The 16,254-nt window shown below is 70.9% G+C and carries 16 protein-coding genes and 2 tRNA genes; 7 read left to right on the top strand and 11 right to left on the bottom strand.

The genetic code is table 11. The features are described 5' to 3' along the window. Positions 1 to 5 precede the first annotated feature (5 nt). The 6 genes from ACWDA7_RS23055 to ACWDA7_RS23030 all read right to left on the bottom strand — a co-directional run bounded on the left by ACWDA7_RS23055 (position 6) and on the right by ACWDA7_RS23030 (position 5,551). Positions 6 to 1,256 carry an HD-GYP domain-containing protein gene (locus tag ACWDA7_RS23055; protein ID WP_450606110.1) on the bottom strand — a complete coding sequence of 417 codons (1,251 nt, stop codon included), beginning with the start codon at positions 1,254 to 1,256 and terminating at the stop codon, positions 6 to 8. Next, complete coding sequence (locus tag ACWDA7_RS23050) at positions 1,253 to 2,608, bottom strand: HD-GYP domain-containing protein (protein WP_450606109.1); 1,356 nt, start codon at positions 2,606 to 2,608, stop codon at positions 1,253 to 1,255. Before ACWDA7_RS23050 ends, ACWDA7_RS23055 begins: the two co-directional genes overlap by 4 nt. A gap of 194 nt (positions 2,609 to 2,802) precedes the next feature. After that, the gene (rsrA, locus tag ACWDA7_RS23045) at positions 2,803 to 3,105 is read right to left on the bottom strand and encodes a mycothiol system anti-sigma-R factor (RefSeq protein ID WP_359395907.1); all 303 of its coding nucleotides are present in this window, start codon (positions 3,103 to 3,105) and stop codon (positions 2,803 to 2,805) included. Then, entirely contained in the window at positions 3,102 to 3,785 is a 684-nt protein-coding gene (gene sigR, locus ACWDA7_RS23040; RefSeq protein WP_359395990.1) for an RNA polymerase sigma factor SigR, read from the bottom strand. Before sigR ends, rsrA begins: the two co-directional genes overlap by 4 nt. 256 nt (positions 3,786 to 4,041) lie before the next feature. Next, positions 4,042 to 4,677: an alpha/beta hydrolase family protein gene (locus tag ACWDA7_RS23035; protein WP_450606137.1), complete on the bottom strand. Its 636-nt coding sequence runs from the start codon at positions 4,675 to 4,677 to the stop codon at positions 4,042 to 4,044. Between the two features lie 19 nt (positions 4,678 to 4,696). After that, on the bottom strand, positions 4,697 to 5,551 hold the full coding sequence (locus ACWDA7_RS23030) for an SOS response-associated peptidase (RefSeq protein WP_450606108.1): 855 nt from the start codon (positions 5,549 to 5,551) through the stop codon (positions 4,697 to 4,699). 49 nt (positions 5,552 to 5,600) lie between these two features. Between ACWDA7_RS23030 and ACWDA7_RS23025 the strand changes: the two genes are divergently transcribed. From ACWDA7_RS23025 to ACWDA7_RS23010, 4 genes are all read left to right on the top strand, one after another. Beyond that, complete coding sequence (locus tag ACWDA7_RS23025; protein WP_450606107.1) at positions 5,601 to 6,332, top strand: M50 family metallopeptidase; 732 nt, start codon at positions 5,601 to 5,603, stop codon at positions 6,330 to 6,332. A gap of 139 nt (positions 6,333 to 6,471) precedes the next feature. Further along, positions 6,472 to 7,788 (top strand): 3-phosphoshikimate 1-carboxyvinyltransferase, encoded by a 1,317-nt coding sequence (aroA, locus tag ACWDA7_RS23020; protein WP_450606106.1) that lies wholly within the window; start codon positions 6,472 to 6,474, stop codon positions 7,786 to 7,788. Positions 7,789 to 7,804: 16 nt separating this feature from the next. Continuing rightward, positions 7,805 to 8,815, top strand: a complete 1,011-nt coding sequence (gene rsgA, locus ACWDA7_RS23015) for a ribosome small subunit-dependent GTPase A (RefSeq protein WP_450606105.1) — start codon at positions 7,805 to 7,807, stop codon at positions 8,813 to 8,815. A 104-nt stretch (positions 8,816 to 8,919) separates the two neighbouring features. Next, positions 8,920 to 9,243: a DMT family transporter gene (locus ACWDA7_RS23010; RefSeq protein ID WP_450606104.1), complete on the top strand. Its 324-nt coding sequence runs from the start codon at positions 8,920 to 8,922 to the stop codon at positions 9,241 to 9,243. Between the two features lie 201 nt (positions 9,244 to 9,444). Here the strand turns inward: ACWDA7_RS23010 and ACWDA7_RS23005 are convergent, their stop codons facing one another. Then, positions 9,445 to 10,053 (bottom strand): TetR/AcrR family transcriptional regulator, encoded by a 609-nt coding sequence (locus ACWDA7_RS23005; protein WP_450606103.1) that lies wholly within the window; start codon positions 10,051 to 10,053, stop codon positions 9,445 to 9,447. Positions 10,054 to 10,267: 214 nt separating this feature from the next. Between ACWDA7_RS23005 and hisN the strand changes: the two genes are divergently transcribed. Then, a complete protein-coding gene (gene hisN, locus ACWDA7_RS23000; protein WP_450606102.1) occupies positions 10,268 to 11,068 on the top strand; it encodes a histidinol-phosphatase in 801 nt (266 codons plus the stop codon). 210 nt (positions 11,069 to 11,278) lie between these two features. After that, the gene (locus ACWDA7_RS22995; RefSeq protein WP_450606101.1) at positions 11,279 to 11,680 is read left to right on the top strand and encodes a CBS domain-containing protein; all 402 of its coding nucleotides are present in this window, start codon (positions 11,279 to 11,281) and stop codon (positions 11,678 to 11,680) included. 74 nt (positions 11,681 to 11,754) lie between these two features. Here the strand turns inward: ACWDA7_RS22995 and ACWDA7_RS22990 are convergent, their stop codons facing one another. After that, complete coding sequence (locus tag ACWDA7_RS22990; protein ID WP_450606100.1) at positions 11,755 to 13,227, bottom strand: catalase; 1,473 nt, start codon at positions 13,225 to 13,227, stop codon at positions 11,755 to 11,757. 126 nt (positions 13,228 to 13,353) lie between these two features. Here ACWDA7_RS22990 and ACWDA7_RS22985 point away from each other — a divergent pair, with 126 nt between their 5' ends. Next, a complete protein-coding gene (locus ACWDA7_RS22985; protein WP_359395925.1) occupies positions 13,354 to 13,770 on the top strand; it encodes a Fur family transcriptional regulator in 417 nt (138 codons plus the stop codon). 207 nt (positions 13,771 to 13,977) lie between these two features. Here ACWDA7_RS22985 and ACWDA7_RS22980 read toward each other — a convergent pair. The 3 genes from ACWDA7_RS22980 to ACWDA7_RS22970 form a co-directional block, all read right to left on the bottom strand. After that, a tRNA-Met gene (locus ACWDA7_RS22980) sits at positions 13,978 to 14,051 on the bottom strand. A gap of 76 nt (positions 14,052 to 14,127) precedes the next feature. Beyond that, complete coding sequence (locus ACWDA7_RS22975) at positions 14,128 to 15,933, bottom strand: tetratricopeptide repeat protein (protein WP_450606099.1); 1,806 nt, start codon at positions 15,931 to 15,933, stop codon at positions 14,128 to 14,130. 230 nt (positions 15,934 to 16,163) lie between these two features. Further along, positions 16,164 to 16,237: transfer RNA gene (locus ACWDA7_RS22970), tRNA-Met, on the bottom strand. Positions 16,238 to 16,254: the final 17 nt, after the last annotated feature.

Raw genomic sequence — 16,254 nt, 5'->3', positions numbered from 1 at the left:
GGGCGCTAGACGACCGGTGCGACACTCATCGCGCCGCCCCTTTGATGCAGCACCCGGGCGAGTGACTCCACGACCTCCGGCTGGTAGTCGCGGGCACAGCCGAGCCGCAGCCGCTCCAGTGCTCTGAGCGCTCCGCCTGGTCCCGTTTCTTCCCGCGCCATCTCCTCGTACGCGTTCACGGTCCGGACGATTCTGGCGCTGACCGGCTGTTCCCGGTAGGGATCCGCCTGCCGTTCCACGACCACCGCCACCTCGGCGTCCACCCCGGTCTGGCGTACGACGGCCCCGCCCAGAAGCGCGATGCGCCGCTGTTCCTCGGTAGGCAGCGCGGCCGTCGCACCGGCCGGCACCGGGTCGATCAGACTGAGCTGCCCGATGTCGTGCATGAGGGCCGCGTACTCCAGGACGGTCAGCTCCGGTTCGGCCAGACCCAGTTCCCGGCCGACCGCACAGCTGAGCGCCGCCACCCGGCGGGCGTGCCCGGCAGGTGTGTACCCGGCGATCTCGGTGGCCCGCGCCAGCGAGGCGATGGTCTGCCGGTAGGTGGTGCGCACGGCCGCGTACCGCCGGTAGGAGAGCTGGGTGAGCAGCAGCGGCAGCGAGAACACCGGCAGCGCCCACAGGCCCACGACCGCGACCGCGAGGGACATCACCGCGCCGGTCGCGCAGACGGCCGAGCCGATGCCGACTCTGGCCCGCAGTTCGTCGCGCAGCAGCGGTCCGAACGGCCAGCGGGTCCTGGAGTGCGCCAGCGCGGCGGCGAGCACGGCGTCGCACAGGGTCGTGAGCACGAGCAGCGCGACGAGCAGGAGCGCGTACGCCGGTCCGCTCCAGTCGCGCAGCCTGCCCTGGGCGTAGAGGGGTTGGAAGCAGACGGTGGCGAAGCCCACGGTGAGCAGCCGGCGGGTCAGGTGGTCGGCGGTGGGCCCGCGGCCGCGGGCCACGTGCGGGACGCAGCCCGCGAGACAGGCGGCGAGGACCACCGTGACGACCTGCTGCACCCCGTGGTGGGTGGGGTGCCCGGCGTTCTGTCCGAGCAAGGCGTAGGACAGCGCACCGGCCGCACCGAGAGGAGTGGACTCCCGCTCGTCGCTGTCGCTCCACCGGGACAGCTCGCCCACCGCGACGAGCACCCCGAAGGCGAGGGCGACGGCGGGTTCGTCGAGACCGCGCCAGAGCGTGAGGCAGAGGGAGCCCGCGGCCAGGAGCGCGGCCGCCGTACGGGCCAGGACGAGGACGAGGCGGCCCACGGTCATGCGCCGCCCCCGCCGCGGCGCTGCCCGGCCGGCTCACCGGCCGTCGGCACGGCGGCCGGCGGCGGCACGGCGGCGCGCACCTCGTCCGCGGTCACCGCCGGATGCCAGCCGTGCCGGCCGAGGGCGCGGACCAGTGCCCGCACCATCGCGGGGTCGAACTGCGCCCCCGCACACCGCTCCAGCTCCTCCAGCGCCGCCCCGACCGGGCGGGCGCGCCGGTACGAGCGGGTCGATGTCATCGCGTCGAAGGCGTCGGCCACCGCCACCACCCGGGCAGGCTCCGGGATCTGGTGGCCGACGAGACCGTACGGGTATCCGCTGCCGTCGAGCCGCTCGTGGTGGTGGAGGATCGCGGACCGTGCCTCGCCGAGGAACCCGATCCCGCGGACCATCTCGTGGCCGTACTCAGGGTGCAGCTCGATGATCCGCCGCTCCTGAGGGGTGAGCGGCCCGTCCTTGCGCAACAGCCGTGTGGGCACGCCGAGTTTGCCGACATCGTGCAGGATCCCGGCGAACCGCAGGACCTCCACCCGGTCGTCGTCCATGCCGAGTTCACGCGCGATCATCATGGAGGCCTGTCCGACCCGCTCGCTGTGCCCGCGGGTGTACCCGTCCTTGATGTCGACTGCCTGCACCAGCGCACGGATCGTGGCCTGGTGGGCCGCCCGCTCCCGGTGGTACTGGGCGAAGACCCAGCAGGACACGTACATGGGGAGTAGCACGAGCAGGGCGGCGACGGGCCCGAACGGGCTGCGCCACAGCACGGCCATCATCAGCCCGGCGAGCCCGTGCACGGAGACAGGGGCAAGCGACCGCAGGAACAGCCCGCGCCATGCCATGCGCGCCGGCACCCCCTCGGCGAGTGCCAGGACCCCGCCGTCCAGCAGGGTCAGCGTCAGGCAGAACGCCACCACGGCCGCGCCCGCGGTCAGGAGCGCGTACGGGAAGCGCGGGCCGGCAACCGCGTCCCGGCCGCCGAGCGCCCAGTGCACCCGCGAGGCCGCCCACACGGCCAGGACGAGCTGGGCGGCCCGCCAGACACGGCGCAGCCACGGCGGCCGCTCGCCGACACGGGTCAGCAGGGCCCCGGGCAGCGGCACCAGGGCGGCAGCCGGTGGCGGCAGCAGAAAGGCCGCGGCGAGCAGTACGGGAAAGAAGGTGCCGAGCCCTTCGGGAGCCCGGGTGCTCAGCGGTCGGCACCGGACGATCTGCTCGCAGCCGGCGTAGAGCGCGGCAGGGAGGGCGATCGCCCACCAGGCGACCGAGAGGTCCGCCAGCGGAGCCACACACACCAGTGCGGCGAGGACGACACAGCCCACGTACACCCGTGCCCACGGCCGTACCGGCCCCATGACACACCTCCCCCGCATCCCGCGCCCCTCCCGCTACCGGGCGGGGGCGGTCATGCCCCTCTCAGGCTCCGGAGCCTAGAGGCGAGGGCAGGGCAGGAATGCGGCATTGGTGGTATCTGCAGGCCAATGGCACGCGGATTAGCACGTTCGAGTGACAAGCCGCCGACGATTGACCGGAGTTTCCGAACTGGAGTTCAGGACTCCTGAGGCGTCGCGGTCACATCGTGCTCGGGCACCGTCTGACCCGAGCGGATCAGATCGATACGGCCCATGACCTTCGCCCTGAGGTCGGTCGGCACGTCGTCATGCCCGCAGCACCGCTTGACCAGCTTCTTCACGGCCTGCTCGAGCCCGTACTTCTCCAGGCACGGCGAGCATTCCTCGAAATGCTGCTGGAACTTGGTGCGGTCCATGTCCGGCATCTCACTGTCGAGGAACTCGTAGAGATGGTTGAGGACCTCACTGCAGTCCGTCTCGTGCGGCTCTCCGCAGCTCATGAGCCCGAACCTTTCGCTTCGTTCGACTCTCCGGCGCCGGCCGGGACGAGCCCGCGCTCGCGGGCGTAGTCCTCGAGCATGCCGCGCAGTTGACGGCGGCCCCGGTGCAGCCGGGACATCACCGTACCGATGGGTGTCCCCATGATGTCCGCGATCTCCTTGTACGCAAAGCCCTCTACGTCCGCGAGATACACGGCGATGCGAAATTCCTCGGGGATCGCCTGCAGCGCTTCCTTGACGTCCGAGTCGGGCAGGTGGTCGAGCGCCTGCGACTCGGCGGAGCGCAGACCGGTCGACATGTGCGACTCGGCGCGGGCGAGCTGCCAGTCCTCGATCTCCTCAGCGGCGCTGCGCTGGGGTTCGCGCTGCTTCTTGCGGTACGAGTTGATGAAGGTGTTGGTGAGGATCCGGTACAGCCAGGCCTTGAGGTTGGTGCCCTCACGGAACTGGTGGAAGGACGCGTACGCCTTCGCGTACGTCTCCTGGACCAGGTCCTCGGCGTCCGCCGGATTGCGGGTCATCCGCAATGCGGCGGAGTACATCTGATCGAGGAATTCGAGCGCGTCCCGCTCGAAGCGCGCGCTGCGCGCCGCGGACGACTCCGCGCTCGTGCCCCGGCCCTCGGGCTGCTCCGCCCGGCCGTTGTCGGTCCCTGCGTCGGTACCGGTGACCGGACCCACCTCCTCCAGCAACGTGGCAGGACCGAAAGAGGTCCCACTTGAATCGGAGGATAGACGAACATCCTTACCCGCCGCCGCTCGAACAGGGGCGGTCTTGGCCGCGTGCAGCACCGTCCACTCCAGGTCAGCGCTGCTGCTGCGGCTCGGGCAGATGGTCGAACCCATGCGGCGGACTTCCTCTCGTTCGTGCGGTGCAACACCGTCGGGTGCTGTCTGGTCCGCACAACATCGGTCCGCCGCGCAGCATTCCCGGGCGTCACCCGAGTGACGCGATCCACTTCACCACGGCGTCGGCGACGATCTCCAGCGCCTCCTCCCGGCTGATCCCGGCGCGCTTGGGGACGGCGAGGCCGTGATCGCCGTGGGGCACCTCGACGATCTCGTACGGCCCGGGCGGGAACTCCTCGGGCCTCCCGAACGGGTCGTTGCCGCCCTGGACGACCAGCGTGGGCACACCCGCGCCGAGCAGCTCGCCTTCGCGGGACTTCTCGGGCCGGCCCGGCGGGTGCAAGGGGAAACTCAGCGCGAGTACGGCGTGTGCGCCGAGCTCGGTGGCCGTCCGGCAGGCGACCCGGGCCCCGGCGCTGCGCCCACCGGCGATCACGGGCAGTCCCGGCTTCCCGAGGACCGGCCACACCCCGCGCCAGCCTTCGTCCAGCGTCTTCGGCGCGGGCGCCACCTTCTTGCCGACGACGCGCCAGGGCTGTTCCACGAGGGCGACGCTCACGCCGTGCCCGGGCAGGACCCGGGCCAGCGTCTGGAGGTCGGCGGCCTCGATGCCCCCGCCTGCGCCATGGCTCACGGCGAGGACGAACTTCGCCCGCTCGGCGGTATACCAGGTGACACGCGCGGTACCGGCCTCGGTTGCGACCTTCTCCGTCGCATCCGGCATAACAGTCACATCCGTCACGTCAGAACAGTGTGCCCTCTTCGGGGCCCGCCAGCTCCTTGAGCAGCTCCGGGCCGTTGTTGCGGACGTTGCTGACCGCCGTGGAGACCGGGTAGGCGCGCATCAGACCGGACGGCGGTGCGTCCAGCAGGGAGCGCAGGTCGTCGGGGTCCGTGCGGGAGGGGTCGAGCCAGGCGTCCCACCGGTCCGGGGTGAGCATCAGAGGCATCCGGGGGTGGATGTCGGACAGCGAGTGCGGCCCCTCGGCCGGGGCCACGGCCAGCGGCGACGTCTCCGCTTCCGTCGTGATCACCGAGCAGGTCACCCACCAGGCCCGCGGATGGTCGTCGGGCAGGGTCCTGTCCCGCCAGAACTCGTACAGACCGGCCATCGCGAAGACCGAGCCGTCGGCGGGCAGCACGAAGTACGGCTGCTTGCGCGGCCGCTTCTTCCTGCCCTCGGCCTCCAGTTCGCGTTCCTCCGTGCCGGTGACCCACTCGTAGTAACCGTCCGCGGGCAGGATGCAGCGCCGGGCGGCGAAGGCCCGGCGGTAGGACGGCTTCTCGTGCACCGTCTCGGCACGCGCGTTGATCATCCGGGCGCCGCCCTCCGGCGACTTCGCCCAGGACGGGACGAGGCCCCACCTGAGCCTGCGCAGCTGGCGAACCGGCCGCTTGTCGTCGGCGTCCTTAAGGGGACGCTCGAGGACCGCGTAGACCTCCTTGGTGGGAGCCACGTTGTAGTCGGGTGCCAGGATCTCCCCGGGCTCCCCGCCCTGCGCCTCCGACTCCGCCGGAGCAGGGGAGACTCCCGTCTCGATCTCAAAGATTCCTGCGAGATCCTCAGGCCTGCGACTCGCTGCATACCGTCCGCACATACGTGCCACACTGCCAGATCCGACGAGAGCCCAGGAGCCGACAACCGCCATGCACACCCTCGCTTCGCCCTCGCTGAGCGCGCTGCCCGACCTCTGGGACAGGGTCTTCGGGAGCCAGCCCGACCCCGATCTGTGGGTCGTGATCGCCACCCTGGTCGCCGCGCTGGCCGTGGTCGTTCCGCATGGCGCGTGGCGGATATCGCGCAATGCCATCACCATCGCGCACGAGGGCGGCCACGGCCTGATCGCACTGCTCACCGGACGCACCCTCACCGGCATCCGACTCCACTCCGACACCAGCGGCCTCACCGTGAGTCGCGGCAAGCCGTACGGCCTCGGCATGATCCTGACGGCCGCCGCCGGGTACACCGCTCCCCCGCTCCTGGGCCTCGGCGGTGCCGCGCTGCTCGCCGCCGGGCACATCACCATGCTCCTGTGGCTGGCCACGGCACTGCTCGTGGCCATGCTGGTGATGATCCGCAACGCGTACGGGGCGCTGACTGTGCTCCTGACCGGCGGCATGTTCGTGCTGGTGTCATGGCTCACCGGTCCCCAGGTGCAGGCGGCGTTCGGCTACGCAGTGGTGTGGTTCCTGCTGGTCGGCGGCGTACGGCCAGCCTTCGAGCTGCAGGCCAAGCGGTCCCGTGGCGGCGCCGGGGACTCGGACGCGGACCAGCTGTCCCGGCTCACCCACGTACCGGCCGGCCTGTGGCTCTTCCTGTTCCACGTCGTGTCGCTGTGCTCACTGATGGGGGGCGGTCAGTGGCTGCTGCGGATCTGATCGCGCCCGGGTGTGACCGCATGTGTTCGCGCATGTATGCACGGCGTCTACGGCCCGGGGTATCAGACAACGATTTCGCTCAGGTTTCGCCGCTTTTGATCAAGATCTCCGGCGTGAGCCAGCCACTACAGTGGGGCGCATGACCGTTAACCCCGCGCACACCGCCCTCTGGCCCGCCCCGCACGCGAGCGGAGCCGTCGATGCGACGGTCCACGTGCCCGGGTCCAAGTCGGTCACCAACCGCGCCCTCGTCCTCGCCGCCCTCGCCTCCGAACCGGGCTGGCTGCGCCGTCCCCTGCGCTCACGCGACACCCTCCTGATGGCCGCCGCCCTGCGCGCGATGGGCGTCGGCATCGAGGAAGGGGTCGGCCCCGACGGCTCCGGCGAGACCTGGCGGGTGATCCCCGCCGCGCTGCACGGCCCGGCCACGATCGACGTCGGCAACGCCGGCACCGTGATGCGCTTCCTGCCTCCGGTGGCCGCACTGGCCGACGGCGCCGTCCGCTTCGACGGCGACCCCCGCTCGTACGAGCGCCCCCTGGACGGTGTGATCGACGCTCTGCGGGTCCTCGGCGCCCGTATCGACGACGACGGCCGCGGCACGCTGCCGCTGACCGTACACGGGGGCGGCGCGCTGGACGGCGGCCCGGTGTCGATCGACGCCTCCTCGTCATCCCAGTTCGTCAGCGCCCTGCTGCTCTCCGCACCCCGGTTCAACCAAGGTGTGGAGGTCCGCCACACCGGTTCGACGCTGCCCTCGATGCCCCACATCCGGATGACCGTCGACATGCTGCGCGCGATCGGCGCCCAGGTCGACACGCCCGAGTCCGGGGGCGAGCCCAACGTCTGGCGCGTGACGCCGGGCGCCCTGCTCGGCCGGGACCTGACGGTCGAGCCGGACCTCTCCAACGCCCAGCCCTTCCTCGCGGCCGCCCTGGTGACCGGGGGCAAGGTGGTCATCCCCGACTGGCCCGCCCGTACGACCCAGCCCGGCGACCGGTTGCGGGAGATCTTCACCGAGATGGGCGGTTCCTGCGTGCTGACCGAGCGCGGCCTGGAATTCACCGGTTCGGGTGCTCTTCACGGTATCGATGTGGACCTCGGGGAGGTCGGGGAGCTGACGCCGGGCATCGCGGCCCTCGCCGCCCTCGCCGACTCCCCGTCGACGCTGCGCGGCGTGGCCCATCTGCGCCTCCACGAGACGGACCGCCTCGCCGCGCTCACCAAGGAGATCAACGAGCTGGGCGGCGACGTCACCGAGACCGCCGACGGCCTGCACATCCGCCCGCGCCGCCTGCACGGCGGCGTCTTCCACACCTACGACGACCACCGCATGGCGACCGCGGCCGCGGTCATCGGCTTGGCGGTCGACGGTGTGCAGATCGAGAACGTGGCGACGACGGCCAAGACGCTGCCGGACTTCCCCGAACTGTGGGCCGGGATGCTCGGGGACTGACGGGCGGACTGGGACCATGCGCCGCTACGGCAAGCACACCGACGAGGACGACATCCGCACCCGCCCCAACCGCAGGGGCAACCGGCCGCGCACGAACATCCGGCCCAAGCACGAGGACGCGGCCGAGGGCATGGTCCTCACCGTCGACCGGGGCCGGCTGACCTGCCTCGTCGACGACCGCACGGTCATGGCGATGAAGGCCCGCGAACTGGGCCGCAAGGCCGCCGTGGTCGGCGACCGGGTCGCCCTCGTCGGCGACCTGTCCGGTGCCAAGGACACGCTCGCCCGCATCGTCCGTATCGAGGAGCGCACGTCCCTCCTGCGCCGCACGGCCGACGACGACGATCCGTTCGAGCGGGTGGTGGTCGCCAACGCCGATCAGCTGGCCATCGTCACCGCGCTCGCCGACCCCGAGCCGCGGCCCCGTCTGATCGACCGCTGTCTGGTGGCGGCGTACGACGGCGGCCTCGAACCCCTCCTCGTGATGACGAAGTCGGATCTCGCCCCGCCCGACAAGTTGCTGGAGCTGTACGGGGACCTGGACATCCCGTACGTGGTCACCAGCCGTGAGGAACTGGAGAACGGCGATGCCGCGGGCCGGGTGCGCGAGCATCTGGACGGCAAGGTCACCGCTTTCGTCGGCCACTCCGGCGTGGGCAAGACGACGCTGGTCAACGCGCTGGTGCCCGGCGACCGCCGGCGTACGACCGGCCATGTCAACGCCGTGACCGGCCGCGGGCGGCACACCACGACCTCCGCGCTCGCGCTGCCGCTGGCGGAGACGGACGGCTGGGTCATCGACACCCCGGGCGTACGGTCCTTCGGCCTCGCGCACATCGACCCGTCCCGGGTGATCCACGCCTTCCCGGACCTGGAGCCCGGCACCGAGGACTGCCCGCGCGCGTGCAGCCACGACGAGCCGGACTGCGCCCTGGACGCATGGGTGGCCGAGGGGCATGCGGATCCGGCGCGGCTGTACTCCCTGCGCAGACTGCTCGCCACCCGCGAGCGAAAGGAAGGGGACTGACCTCCCGGGGTTTGGGTGCCTAGCGGGCAGGTAAATTCTTACCTCGCACCGGACCAGACCCGACCGGACGAAGCAGTCGACGTGGGGACGCGGGAGGACGACACATGGCGTGGCTGCTGGTCATCGTGGCCGGGCTCCTCGAGACCGGATTCGCCGTCTGCCTCAAGCTGTCGCACGGTTTCACCAGGCTCTGGCCCACGGTCGCGTTCTGCTGCTTCGCGCTCGGCAGCTTCGGCCTGCTCACCCTGTCCCTGAAGAAGCTGGACGTGGGCCCGGCCTACGCGGTGTGGACGGGCATCGGCGCCGCCGGAACGGCGATCTACGGCATGGTCTTCCTGGGCGACCTGGTCTCCACGCTGAAGATCGTCTCGATCACCCTGGTGATCGCGGGCGTGATCGGCCTGCAACTCTCGGGCTCGGCCCACTGAGGAACGCCGCCGCGGGGCGCGGGCTTCCCTCGATGTGCGCTCCGCCGCGTGGGGGGTGCGAGGTTCCGCTCGACGTGCGGCCCAGCCGCGCACGAGAGGCTGGGCCCCGCTCGACATACGGCCCCGGCCCCGTGGCGACGCCGCCCGGCGCCGGCGATCCGTGCCCAGTCCCATGACCACGCCCGGCGCCGCAGTGGGCCGTCACCGTACCGACCTCGGCAGGGCGAATCGCACCAGTTCCGCCACCCCGCTCCCCTCGCTCGGCGGAGCCGCCACGCAGGACAGGGACAGCCGGACGGCCAGCTCGCAGGCACGGGCGAGTTCCGTGACGTCCTCCTTGCCCATGCCGTGGCCGTTGATCGCGGCGACGGCCCGGTCACGGAACAGCGCCACGAAGTCCGAGGGCGACGGCAGCGGTCCGTCGGCCCGCCGCTGCGCGGGCACCGCGGAGGTGGACGGGACCGCGGAAAGCGTCGGGGAGGGCAGCCGCTCGCTCCAGCAGCCGGTGAGCATGGCGCGCACGAGCACGTTCTCCCTGGCCGCCGACGCGGTCCACACGGCGGCCGCGGTCAGCCGTTCGCGTGGCTCGGCGGGGGCGGCGAGGGCGCGATCGACACCGGCGAGGTAGCCGTCCGCCTCCCGACGCACCAGGGCCCGGGCGAGCCCCTCCTTGCTGCCGAACTCGTTGTACAGCGTCTGGCGGGAGACACCGGCCATGGCCGCCACGTCGACCATGCGCACGGTGGACCAGGGGCGGCGCAGGAGGGCCATATAGGCGGCGTCCAGTAGCGATTCCCGCGCTGCAGGCATCCTCGCCTCCCTCGGGGCCGGCGGCTCTGACGCACAGATTTGACGCGCATATCTGCACTGTCAAGGGTTCGCGGCGGCTCCCCGGGGCGTGCGCCGGGGATCGCGCGCGGTGATCGCACCACGGCAGCCGGTCCCGGCGGACGAGATGCCCGCGCCCCCGAAGATCCGCCGGGCGGTGTGGCCCTCGCGCGGAAGGGGCCGATACCGTTCGGTCATGCCCGACTATCTCGATGACCTGCGGCTCGCCCATGTGCTCGCGGACGCCGCCGATGCCGCGACCATGGCCCGGTTCAAGGCGCTCGACCTCAAGGTGGAGACAAAACCGGATATGACGCCGGTGAGCGAGGCCGACAAGGGCGCCGAAGAGCTGATCCGGGGCCAGTTGCAGCGCGCCCGGCCACGCGACGCGATCCTCGGCGAGGAGTACGGCATCGAGGGCACGGGCCCGCGCCGCTGGGTCGTCGACCCGATCGACGGCACCAAGAACTACGTACGCGGTGTGCCGGTGTGGGCGACGCTGATCTCCCTCATGGAGGCGGGCGAGGGGGGCTACCAGCCCGTCGTGGGCGTGGTCTCCGCCCCCGCCCTCGGCCGCCGCTGGTGGGCCGCGAAGGGACACGGCGCCTTCACGGGCCGCAGCCTGTCCTCGGCGTCCCGACTGCGCGTCTCGCGCGTCTCCAAGCTGTCGGACGCGTCCTTCGCCTACTCCTCGCTGTCGGGCTGGGAGGAGCAGGGCAGGCTGGGCGGCTTCCTGGACCTCACGCGCGCGGTGTGGCGCACCCGCGGGTACGGCGACTTCTGGCCGTACATGATGGTCGCCGAGGGCTCGGTCGACATCTGTGCGGAGCCGGAGCTGTCGCTGTGGGACATGGCGGCGAACGCGATCATCGTCACGGAGTCCGGCGGCTCCTTCACGGGCCTGGACGGCCACCCCGGCCCGCACAGTGGCAACGCGGCCGCGTCCAACGGCCTGCTCCACGACACCCTGCTCGACTACCTGAACGACCGGTACTAGGCATCAGGGCTGTCCCCGTGCACCGCGGGCGCCCCTGAACTCACGACGCGCGCCCTCTTGTTGACCCGCCCTTTGCCTGCAACTCTGAAAGTCCCCCCACTTGTGAATTTGTGAAGCATTGCACAGGGGCGACCGACGGGCGCCAGTCGACGGCACCCGGAGCCCTGAGCCAGTGCATTCGCGTGCATTTCTAGGAGGTGGCTCCGCCCCATGCTCGTCCGCGACGCCATGAGCACGCTGGTCCTCACCATCGGCCCCGCACACACCCTCCGTCAGGCAGCAGCCCTGATGTCCGCCCGCCGTATCGGCGCGGCCGTGGTCCTCGACCCGGACGCGGGCGGCCTCGGGATCCTCACCGAACGCGACATCCTCAATTCCGTCGGTCTCGGGCAGAACCCGGACACCGAACGGGCCCACTCCCACACCACCACGGACGTCGTGTTCGCGACGCCCACCTGGACCCTCGAAGAGGCCGCACGCGCCATGGCTCACGGTGGCTTCCGGCATCTGATCGTCCTGGATCGCGACGAAGTCGTCGGCGTCGTCTCGGTCCGCGACATCATCCGCTGCTGGGCGCCGGTCCGGGAGCGCGTCCCGGCCACGGCCCACTAGCCGCGGGCAAGCGAGGGGCCGGAATCCCACAGGGATTCCGGCCCGTCCCCCTACGGCAAGCGGTCCAACCCGGGTCAGCCGCGCAGGGCCTGGACTGCGGCTTCCAGGCGCTTGCCGAAGTCTCCGTCGGCCTGACGGAAGTTCTTGATCGCACGCTCGGCGATGTCGTCGCGCGAGACCTTGGCGATGAAGCCCGCCAGGTTGCCGATCAGGCGCTCCTTCTCGTCCTCGGACATCAGGCGGTAGAGGTTGCCCGCCTGCACGAAGTCGTTGTCCTCGGCGTGGACCGGGGCCGCGTGGTCGCCGGTGCCGGCCGTGAAGCCGTCGAAGGACTGCCACAGCGGACAGTCCGTCTGGAAGGGGCCACCGAAGCTGTTCGGCTCGTAGTTCTTCGCGCCCTTGTGGCGGCCGTCGTAGAGGAAGCCGTCACGGGAGTGGGTGCGCGCCTCGGCGGCGTGCGGACGGTTCACCGGCAGGTGGTCGGCGTTGATCCCGACGCGGTAGCGGTGGGCGTCGCCGTACGCGAAGAGGCGGCCCTGGAGCATCTTGTCCGGGGAGGGACCGATGCCCGGCACGAAGTGCGCGGGGCTGAAGATCGACTGCTCGACCTCGGCGAAGATGTTCTCCGGGTTGCGGTTGAGCTCCAGCTTGCCGATCTCGATCGGCGGGTAGTCCTCGTGCGGCCACACCTTGGTGAGGTCGAACGGGTTGAAGCGGTAGGTCGCCGCGTCGGCCGCCGGCATGATCTGGACCTGCACGGTCCAGCTCGGGAAGTCGCCCCGCTCGATGGCCTCGCGCAGGTCGCGCTGGTGGGAGTCCGGGTCTTCACCGGCCAGCTTGTTGGCCTCCGCCTGGGTGAGGTTCTTGATCCCCTGATCGGTCTTGAAGTGGTACTTGACCCAGAAGACCTCGCCGGCCTCGTTGTTCCACTGGTAGGTGTGCGAGCCGTAGCCGTTCATGTGTCGGTACGAGGCCGGGATGCCCCGGTCGCCGAACAGCCAGGTCACCTGATGGGTGGACTCGGGGGACAGACCCCAGAAGTCCCAGACGTTGTCCGCCTCCTGCGAGCCGGAGTACGGGTCGCGCTTCTGGGTGTGGATGAAGTCGGGGAACTTGATGGCGTCCTTGATGAAGAACACCGGAGTGTTGTTGCCGACGAGGTCGTAGTTGCCCTCTTCGGTGTAGAACTTCAGCGCCCAGCCGCGGGGGTCGCGGACGGCGTCCGCGGCACCGAGGTTGCCGGCCACGGTGGAGAAGCGCAGAAACGTCTCGGTCTGCTTGCCCACCTCGGAGAGGAACTTGGCACGCGTGTACCGGGTGACATCTGCGGTGACCGTGAAGGTGCCGTAGGCGCCCGCGCCGCGGGCGTGCACCACACGCTCCGGAATGCGCTCACGGTTGAAGTGGGCCAGCTTCTCCAGCAGGAGCTGGTCCTGGACGAGAACCGGACCTCCGACGCCCGCGGTCTCACTGTTCTGGTTGTCGGCTACTGGAGCACCGGACTCCGTCGTAAGCGGTCCCTGCGTCACGTGGGCCTCCTGCGTCACATCTGACTAACCTTGTTACCGAGCTAAAGTCGATCTCGATCCTACAATGGACAATGTCTAAGTCAAATAAAGATCCAAAGTCACACCCATTCGGAACCTGGTCCGCTTGCTGTTAAGCTGGGTTCCATGAGTGACCTGTTGGAACGGCTGCGCGGACGCGGATGGCGGATGACCGCGCAGCGACGTGTCGTGGCCGAGGTCCTCGACGGCGAGCATGTTCACCTGACAGCCGACGAGGTGCATGCCCGGGCCGTCGCCAAGCTGCCGGAGATCTCCCGGGCGACCGTCTACAACACGCTCGGCGAACTGGTCTCCCTCGGCGAGGTGCTCGAGGTCGCCACGGACAAGCGCGCCAAGCGGTACGACCCCAATGCGCACCGGCCGCACCACCATCTGGTGTGCGCCCGCTGCGGCTCGATCCGCGATGTCCATCCGAACGGGAACCCGCTCACCGACCTCCCGGAATCGGAGCGCTTCGGCTTCACGGTCTCGGACGTCGAGGTGACGTACCGCGGCCTGTGCCCGAACTGCGCGGCTGGCTGACCAAGATCGTCCGAAAGCCCTGGCACCTGCTAGGTGCCGGGGCTTTCGTGTATGTACGAGGCCGTGGGCTTGTGGGGTGCGGAGCGCCCGGCGGACCGGCGCGTGTGTGGCCGCCCACCCCGCGACGCCTGCCTGCTCCGCCGCCGTACGGGGGTACACAAAGCGCCAGGGCCGGAATCCTTGAGGATTCCGGCCCTGAGCCTTCAGTAGCGGGGACAGGATTTGAACCTGCGACCTCTGGGTTATGAGCCCAGCGAGCTACCGAGCTGCTCCACCCCGCGTCGATGAACGCAACATTACGTCAATGACGCGGACAGAGGCAAATCGCTTAAGGACAGGGGCCGATCAAGGCCCCTGTCAGGCCGACAGCTCCTGCTTCAGCGCGTCCCGCAGCCGTGCCGCACGCTCGGACACCTCGGCCGGTCCGAGCGACACCGCCCGGTCGGCCCACCGCTGCCCCTCCGCCAGCTCGCCCCGGCGCGCATAGACGAGGGCCAGCCGCAGAGCCGCCCGGCCGTGCCCCGCATCGGCCGCTCGCGTCCACCACAGCGCGGCCTCCGGCTCGCTGCCCTCGCGTGCCAGCAGCAGCCCCAGGTTGAACGCACCGTTGCGCGACCCGCCCTCCGCCGCCTCGCGGTACCACCGGGCCGCTTCCACCACATCGCCGCGCAGGGCGGCCAGCATCCCGACCCGGACCTGCGCCCGCCGGTGCCCCTGCGTCGCCGCCCGCTCGTACCACTCCTCGCACTCGCTCTTCTCCTGCGACGGCTCACCCAGCTCATGGGCGGGCGCCGGCGGCCGCCGGGCGTCCAGCAGAGCGGCCAGCCGGTAGGCGGCCTCCGCGCTCCCGCCCCCGGCGGCACACCGCAGATGCCGCTCGGCCGTCAGCTCGTCCCCCTCCCGCAGCCGTGCCATCCCGACCTGGAGCGCCGCCTCGGTGTGACCGGAGGCAGCAGCCCGCTCGTACCACCCGAGCGCCGCCTCGTCGTCGCTCCGGCCCGCATGGAGGATCCCGAGGTTGAACGCGGCGTCCACACTGCCCGCCTCCGCGGCCTTGGAGAACCACGGCTCGGCGCCCGTCGTGTCCCCGCCCTGGAGCAGCAGGATGGCGAGCGCGTTCGCCGCCTCCCGGTGCCCGGCGTACGCGGCCCGCCGGTACCACTGCTCGGCCTGCGCGGTCCGGCCCTGCTCGACGCAGAGCAGGGCGAGGTTGTAGGCGCCGTTGACGTCGCCCGCGTCCATCGCGGCCCGGTACCAGCGCTCGGCGGTCTGCGTCTCACCGCGCTCGGCGTGCAGCGCGCCCAGGGCGTTCGCCGCGTTGCCGTCCCCCTCCTGCGCGGCGCGCAGCCACCAGACGGCGGCGCTCTCGGTGTCCCCGGCGTCCCGCAGCAGGAAGCCGAGCGCGCAGGCCGCTCTCGGCTCACCGTCCTTCGCGCTGGTCAGGTACCAGCGCCCGGCTTCCTTCAGGGCGCCCCGCTTCTCCAGGATCGCCCCGAGGTGCAGCGCGGCCCGCCGGTGCCCGCGCGCCGCCGCCTGCCGGTACCACTGCTCCGCCTCGTCGAGGACGGGCGACTCGACACCGTTGTCACCGCCGGCCTCCTGCTCGTGCAGGGCCTTGCGGTCGAGCGCGCGCGCCAGCCGGTAGGCGGCCTCCCGGTGCCCGCGCTCGGCGGCGGCCCGCATCCACTGCTCCGCGGTCTCGTCACCGCGGTGCTCCAGCAGATCGGCCAGCGCATAGGCGCCGAGGGTGTGCCCCTGCTCGGCGGACTGGCGCAGCCAGTACTCGGCCGCGGGCTCGTCGCCCCGCTCGCGGTGGTGCCGCCCGAGCGCGTGCGCGGCCGCGGCGGAACCGGCCACGGCAGCGATCCGCCACCAGCCGGCGGCCTCCTCTGCGTAGCCGCGCTGATGCAGAAGGACACCCAGGTTGTTGGCGGCGGCACGGTCACCCACGGCGGTGGCGGCTCGCAAGTGGGGCTCGGCGCCGTCGAGATCACCACGGCGCAACAGCATGGCCCCGAGGACGCTCATCGCCTCGATCTCGCCGGCCTCGACCGCGAACCGCAGACGTGCCTCCTCGGCGGCCTCGCCGGTCTCGTCCCGATCGGCGGACTGCACAATTCGCCCCGACTCGAACAGAGCTGCCTTCTCCCCCATAACGTCCATCGTCGCACCACCTGCTACCCGGGTACACCTGGTATACCGCAGCTAGTGAGGTCACTTCAGCGTTTTGTCGACATGCCCACAGAGAGATAAGTCAAACACAGAATGGCCAACTCCCCCCGGAACCGGTTGCTCTTCCTGAGAGTCGCCAGGTCACGATGTACGCCTCGTCGTGTCGCGCGCGCACGCGAAGGGCCCGGATCCTTGATCAGGATCCGGGCCCTCGACTTCAGTAGCGGGGACAGGATTTGAACCTGCGACCTCTGGGTTATGAGCCCAGCGAGCTACCGAGCTGCTCCACCCCGCGCCGTTGTTGGTAAACCC

The sequence above is a fragment of the Streptomyces sp. NPDC001156 genome, assembly GCF_053598275.1.
This window is presented reverse-complemented; position numbering and strand designations above follow the sequence as displayed.

What these genes read in the sequence shown, in the direction of transcription:
- rsrA (WP_359395907.1), bottom strand. Translation starts at nt 3,105, where the DNA reads ATGAGCTGCGGAGAGCCGCACGAGACGGACTGCAGTGAGGTCCTCAAC.
- ACWDA7_RS23025 (WP_450606107.1), top strand. Translation starts at nt 5,601, where the DNA reads ATGCACACCCTCGCTTCGCCCTCGCTGAGCGCGCTGCCCGACCTCTGG.
- ACWDA7_RS23050 (WP_450606109.1), bottom strand. Translation starts at nt 2,608, where the DNA reads ATGGGGCCGGTACGGCCGTGGGCACGGGTGTACGTGGGCTGTGTCGTC.
- ACWDA7_RS22995 (WP_450606101.1), top strand. Translation starts at nt 11,279, where the DNA reads ATGCTCGTCCGCGACGCCATGAGCACGCTGGTCCTCACCATCGGCCCC.
- ACWDA7_RS23035 (WP_450606137.1), bottom strand. Translation starts at nt 4,677, where the DNA reads ATGCCGGATGCGACGGAGAAGGTCGCAACCGAGGCCGGTACCGCGCGT.
- ACWDA7_RS23055 (WP_450606110.1), bottom strand. Translation starts at nt 1,256, where the DNA reads ATGACCGTGGGCCGCCTCGTCCTCGTCCTGGCCCGTACGGCGGCCGCG.
- ACWDA7_RS22975 (WP_450606099.1), bottom strand. Translation starts at nt 15,933, where the DNA reads ATGGACGTTATGGGGGAGAAGGCAGCTCTGTTCGAGTCGGGGCGAATT.
- ACWDA7_RS22985 (WP_359395925.1), top strand. Translation starts at nt 13,354, where the DNA reads ATGAGTGACCTGTTGGAACGGCTGCGCGGACGCGGATGGCGGATGACC.
- aroA (WP_450606106.1), top strand. Translation starts at nt 6,472, where the DNA reads ATGACCGTTAACCCCGCGCACACCGCCCTCTGGCCCGCCCCGCACGCG.
- ACWDA7_RS23005 (WP_450606103.1), bottom strand. Translation starts at nt 10,053, where the DNA reads ATGCCTGCAGCGCGGGAATCGCTACTGGACGCCGCCTATATGGCCCTC.
- ACWDA7_RS23030 (WP_450606108.1), bottom strand. Translation starts at nt 5,551, where the DNA reads ATGTGCGGACGGTATGCAGCGAGTCGCAGGCCTGAGGATCTCGCAGGA.
- rsgA (WP_450606105.1), top strand. Translation starts at nt 7,805, where the DNA reads ATGCGCCGCTACGGCAAGCACACCGACGAGGACGACATCCGCACCCGC.
- hisN (WP_450606102.1), top strand. Translation starts at nt 10,268, where the DNA reads ATGCCCGACTATCTCGATGACCTGCGGCTCGCCCATGTGCTCGCGGAC.
- ACWDA7_RS23010 (WP_450606104.1), top strand. Translation starts at nt 8,920, where the DNA reads ATGGCGTGGCTGCTGGTCATCGTGGCCGGGCTCCTCGAGACCGGATTC.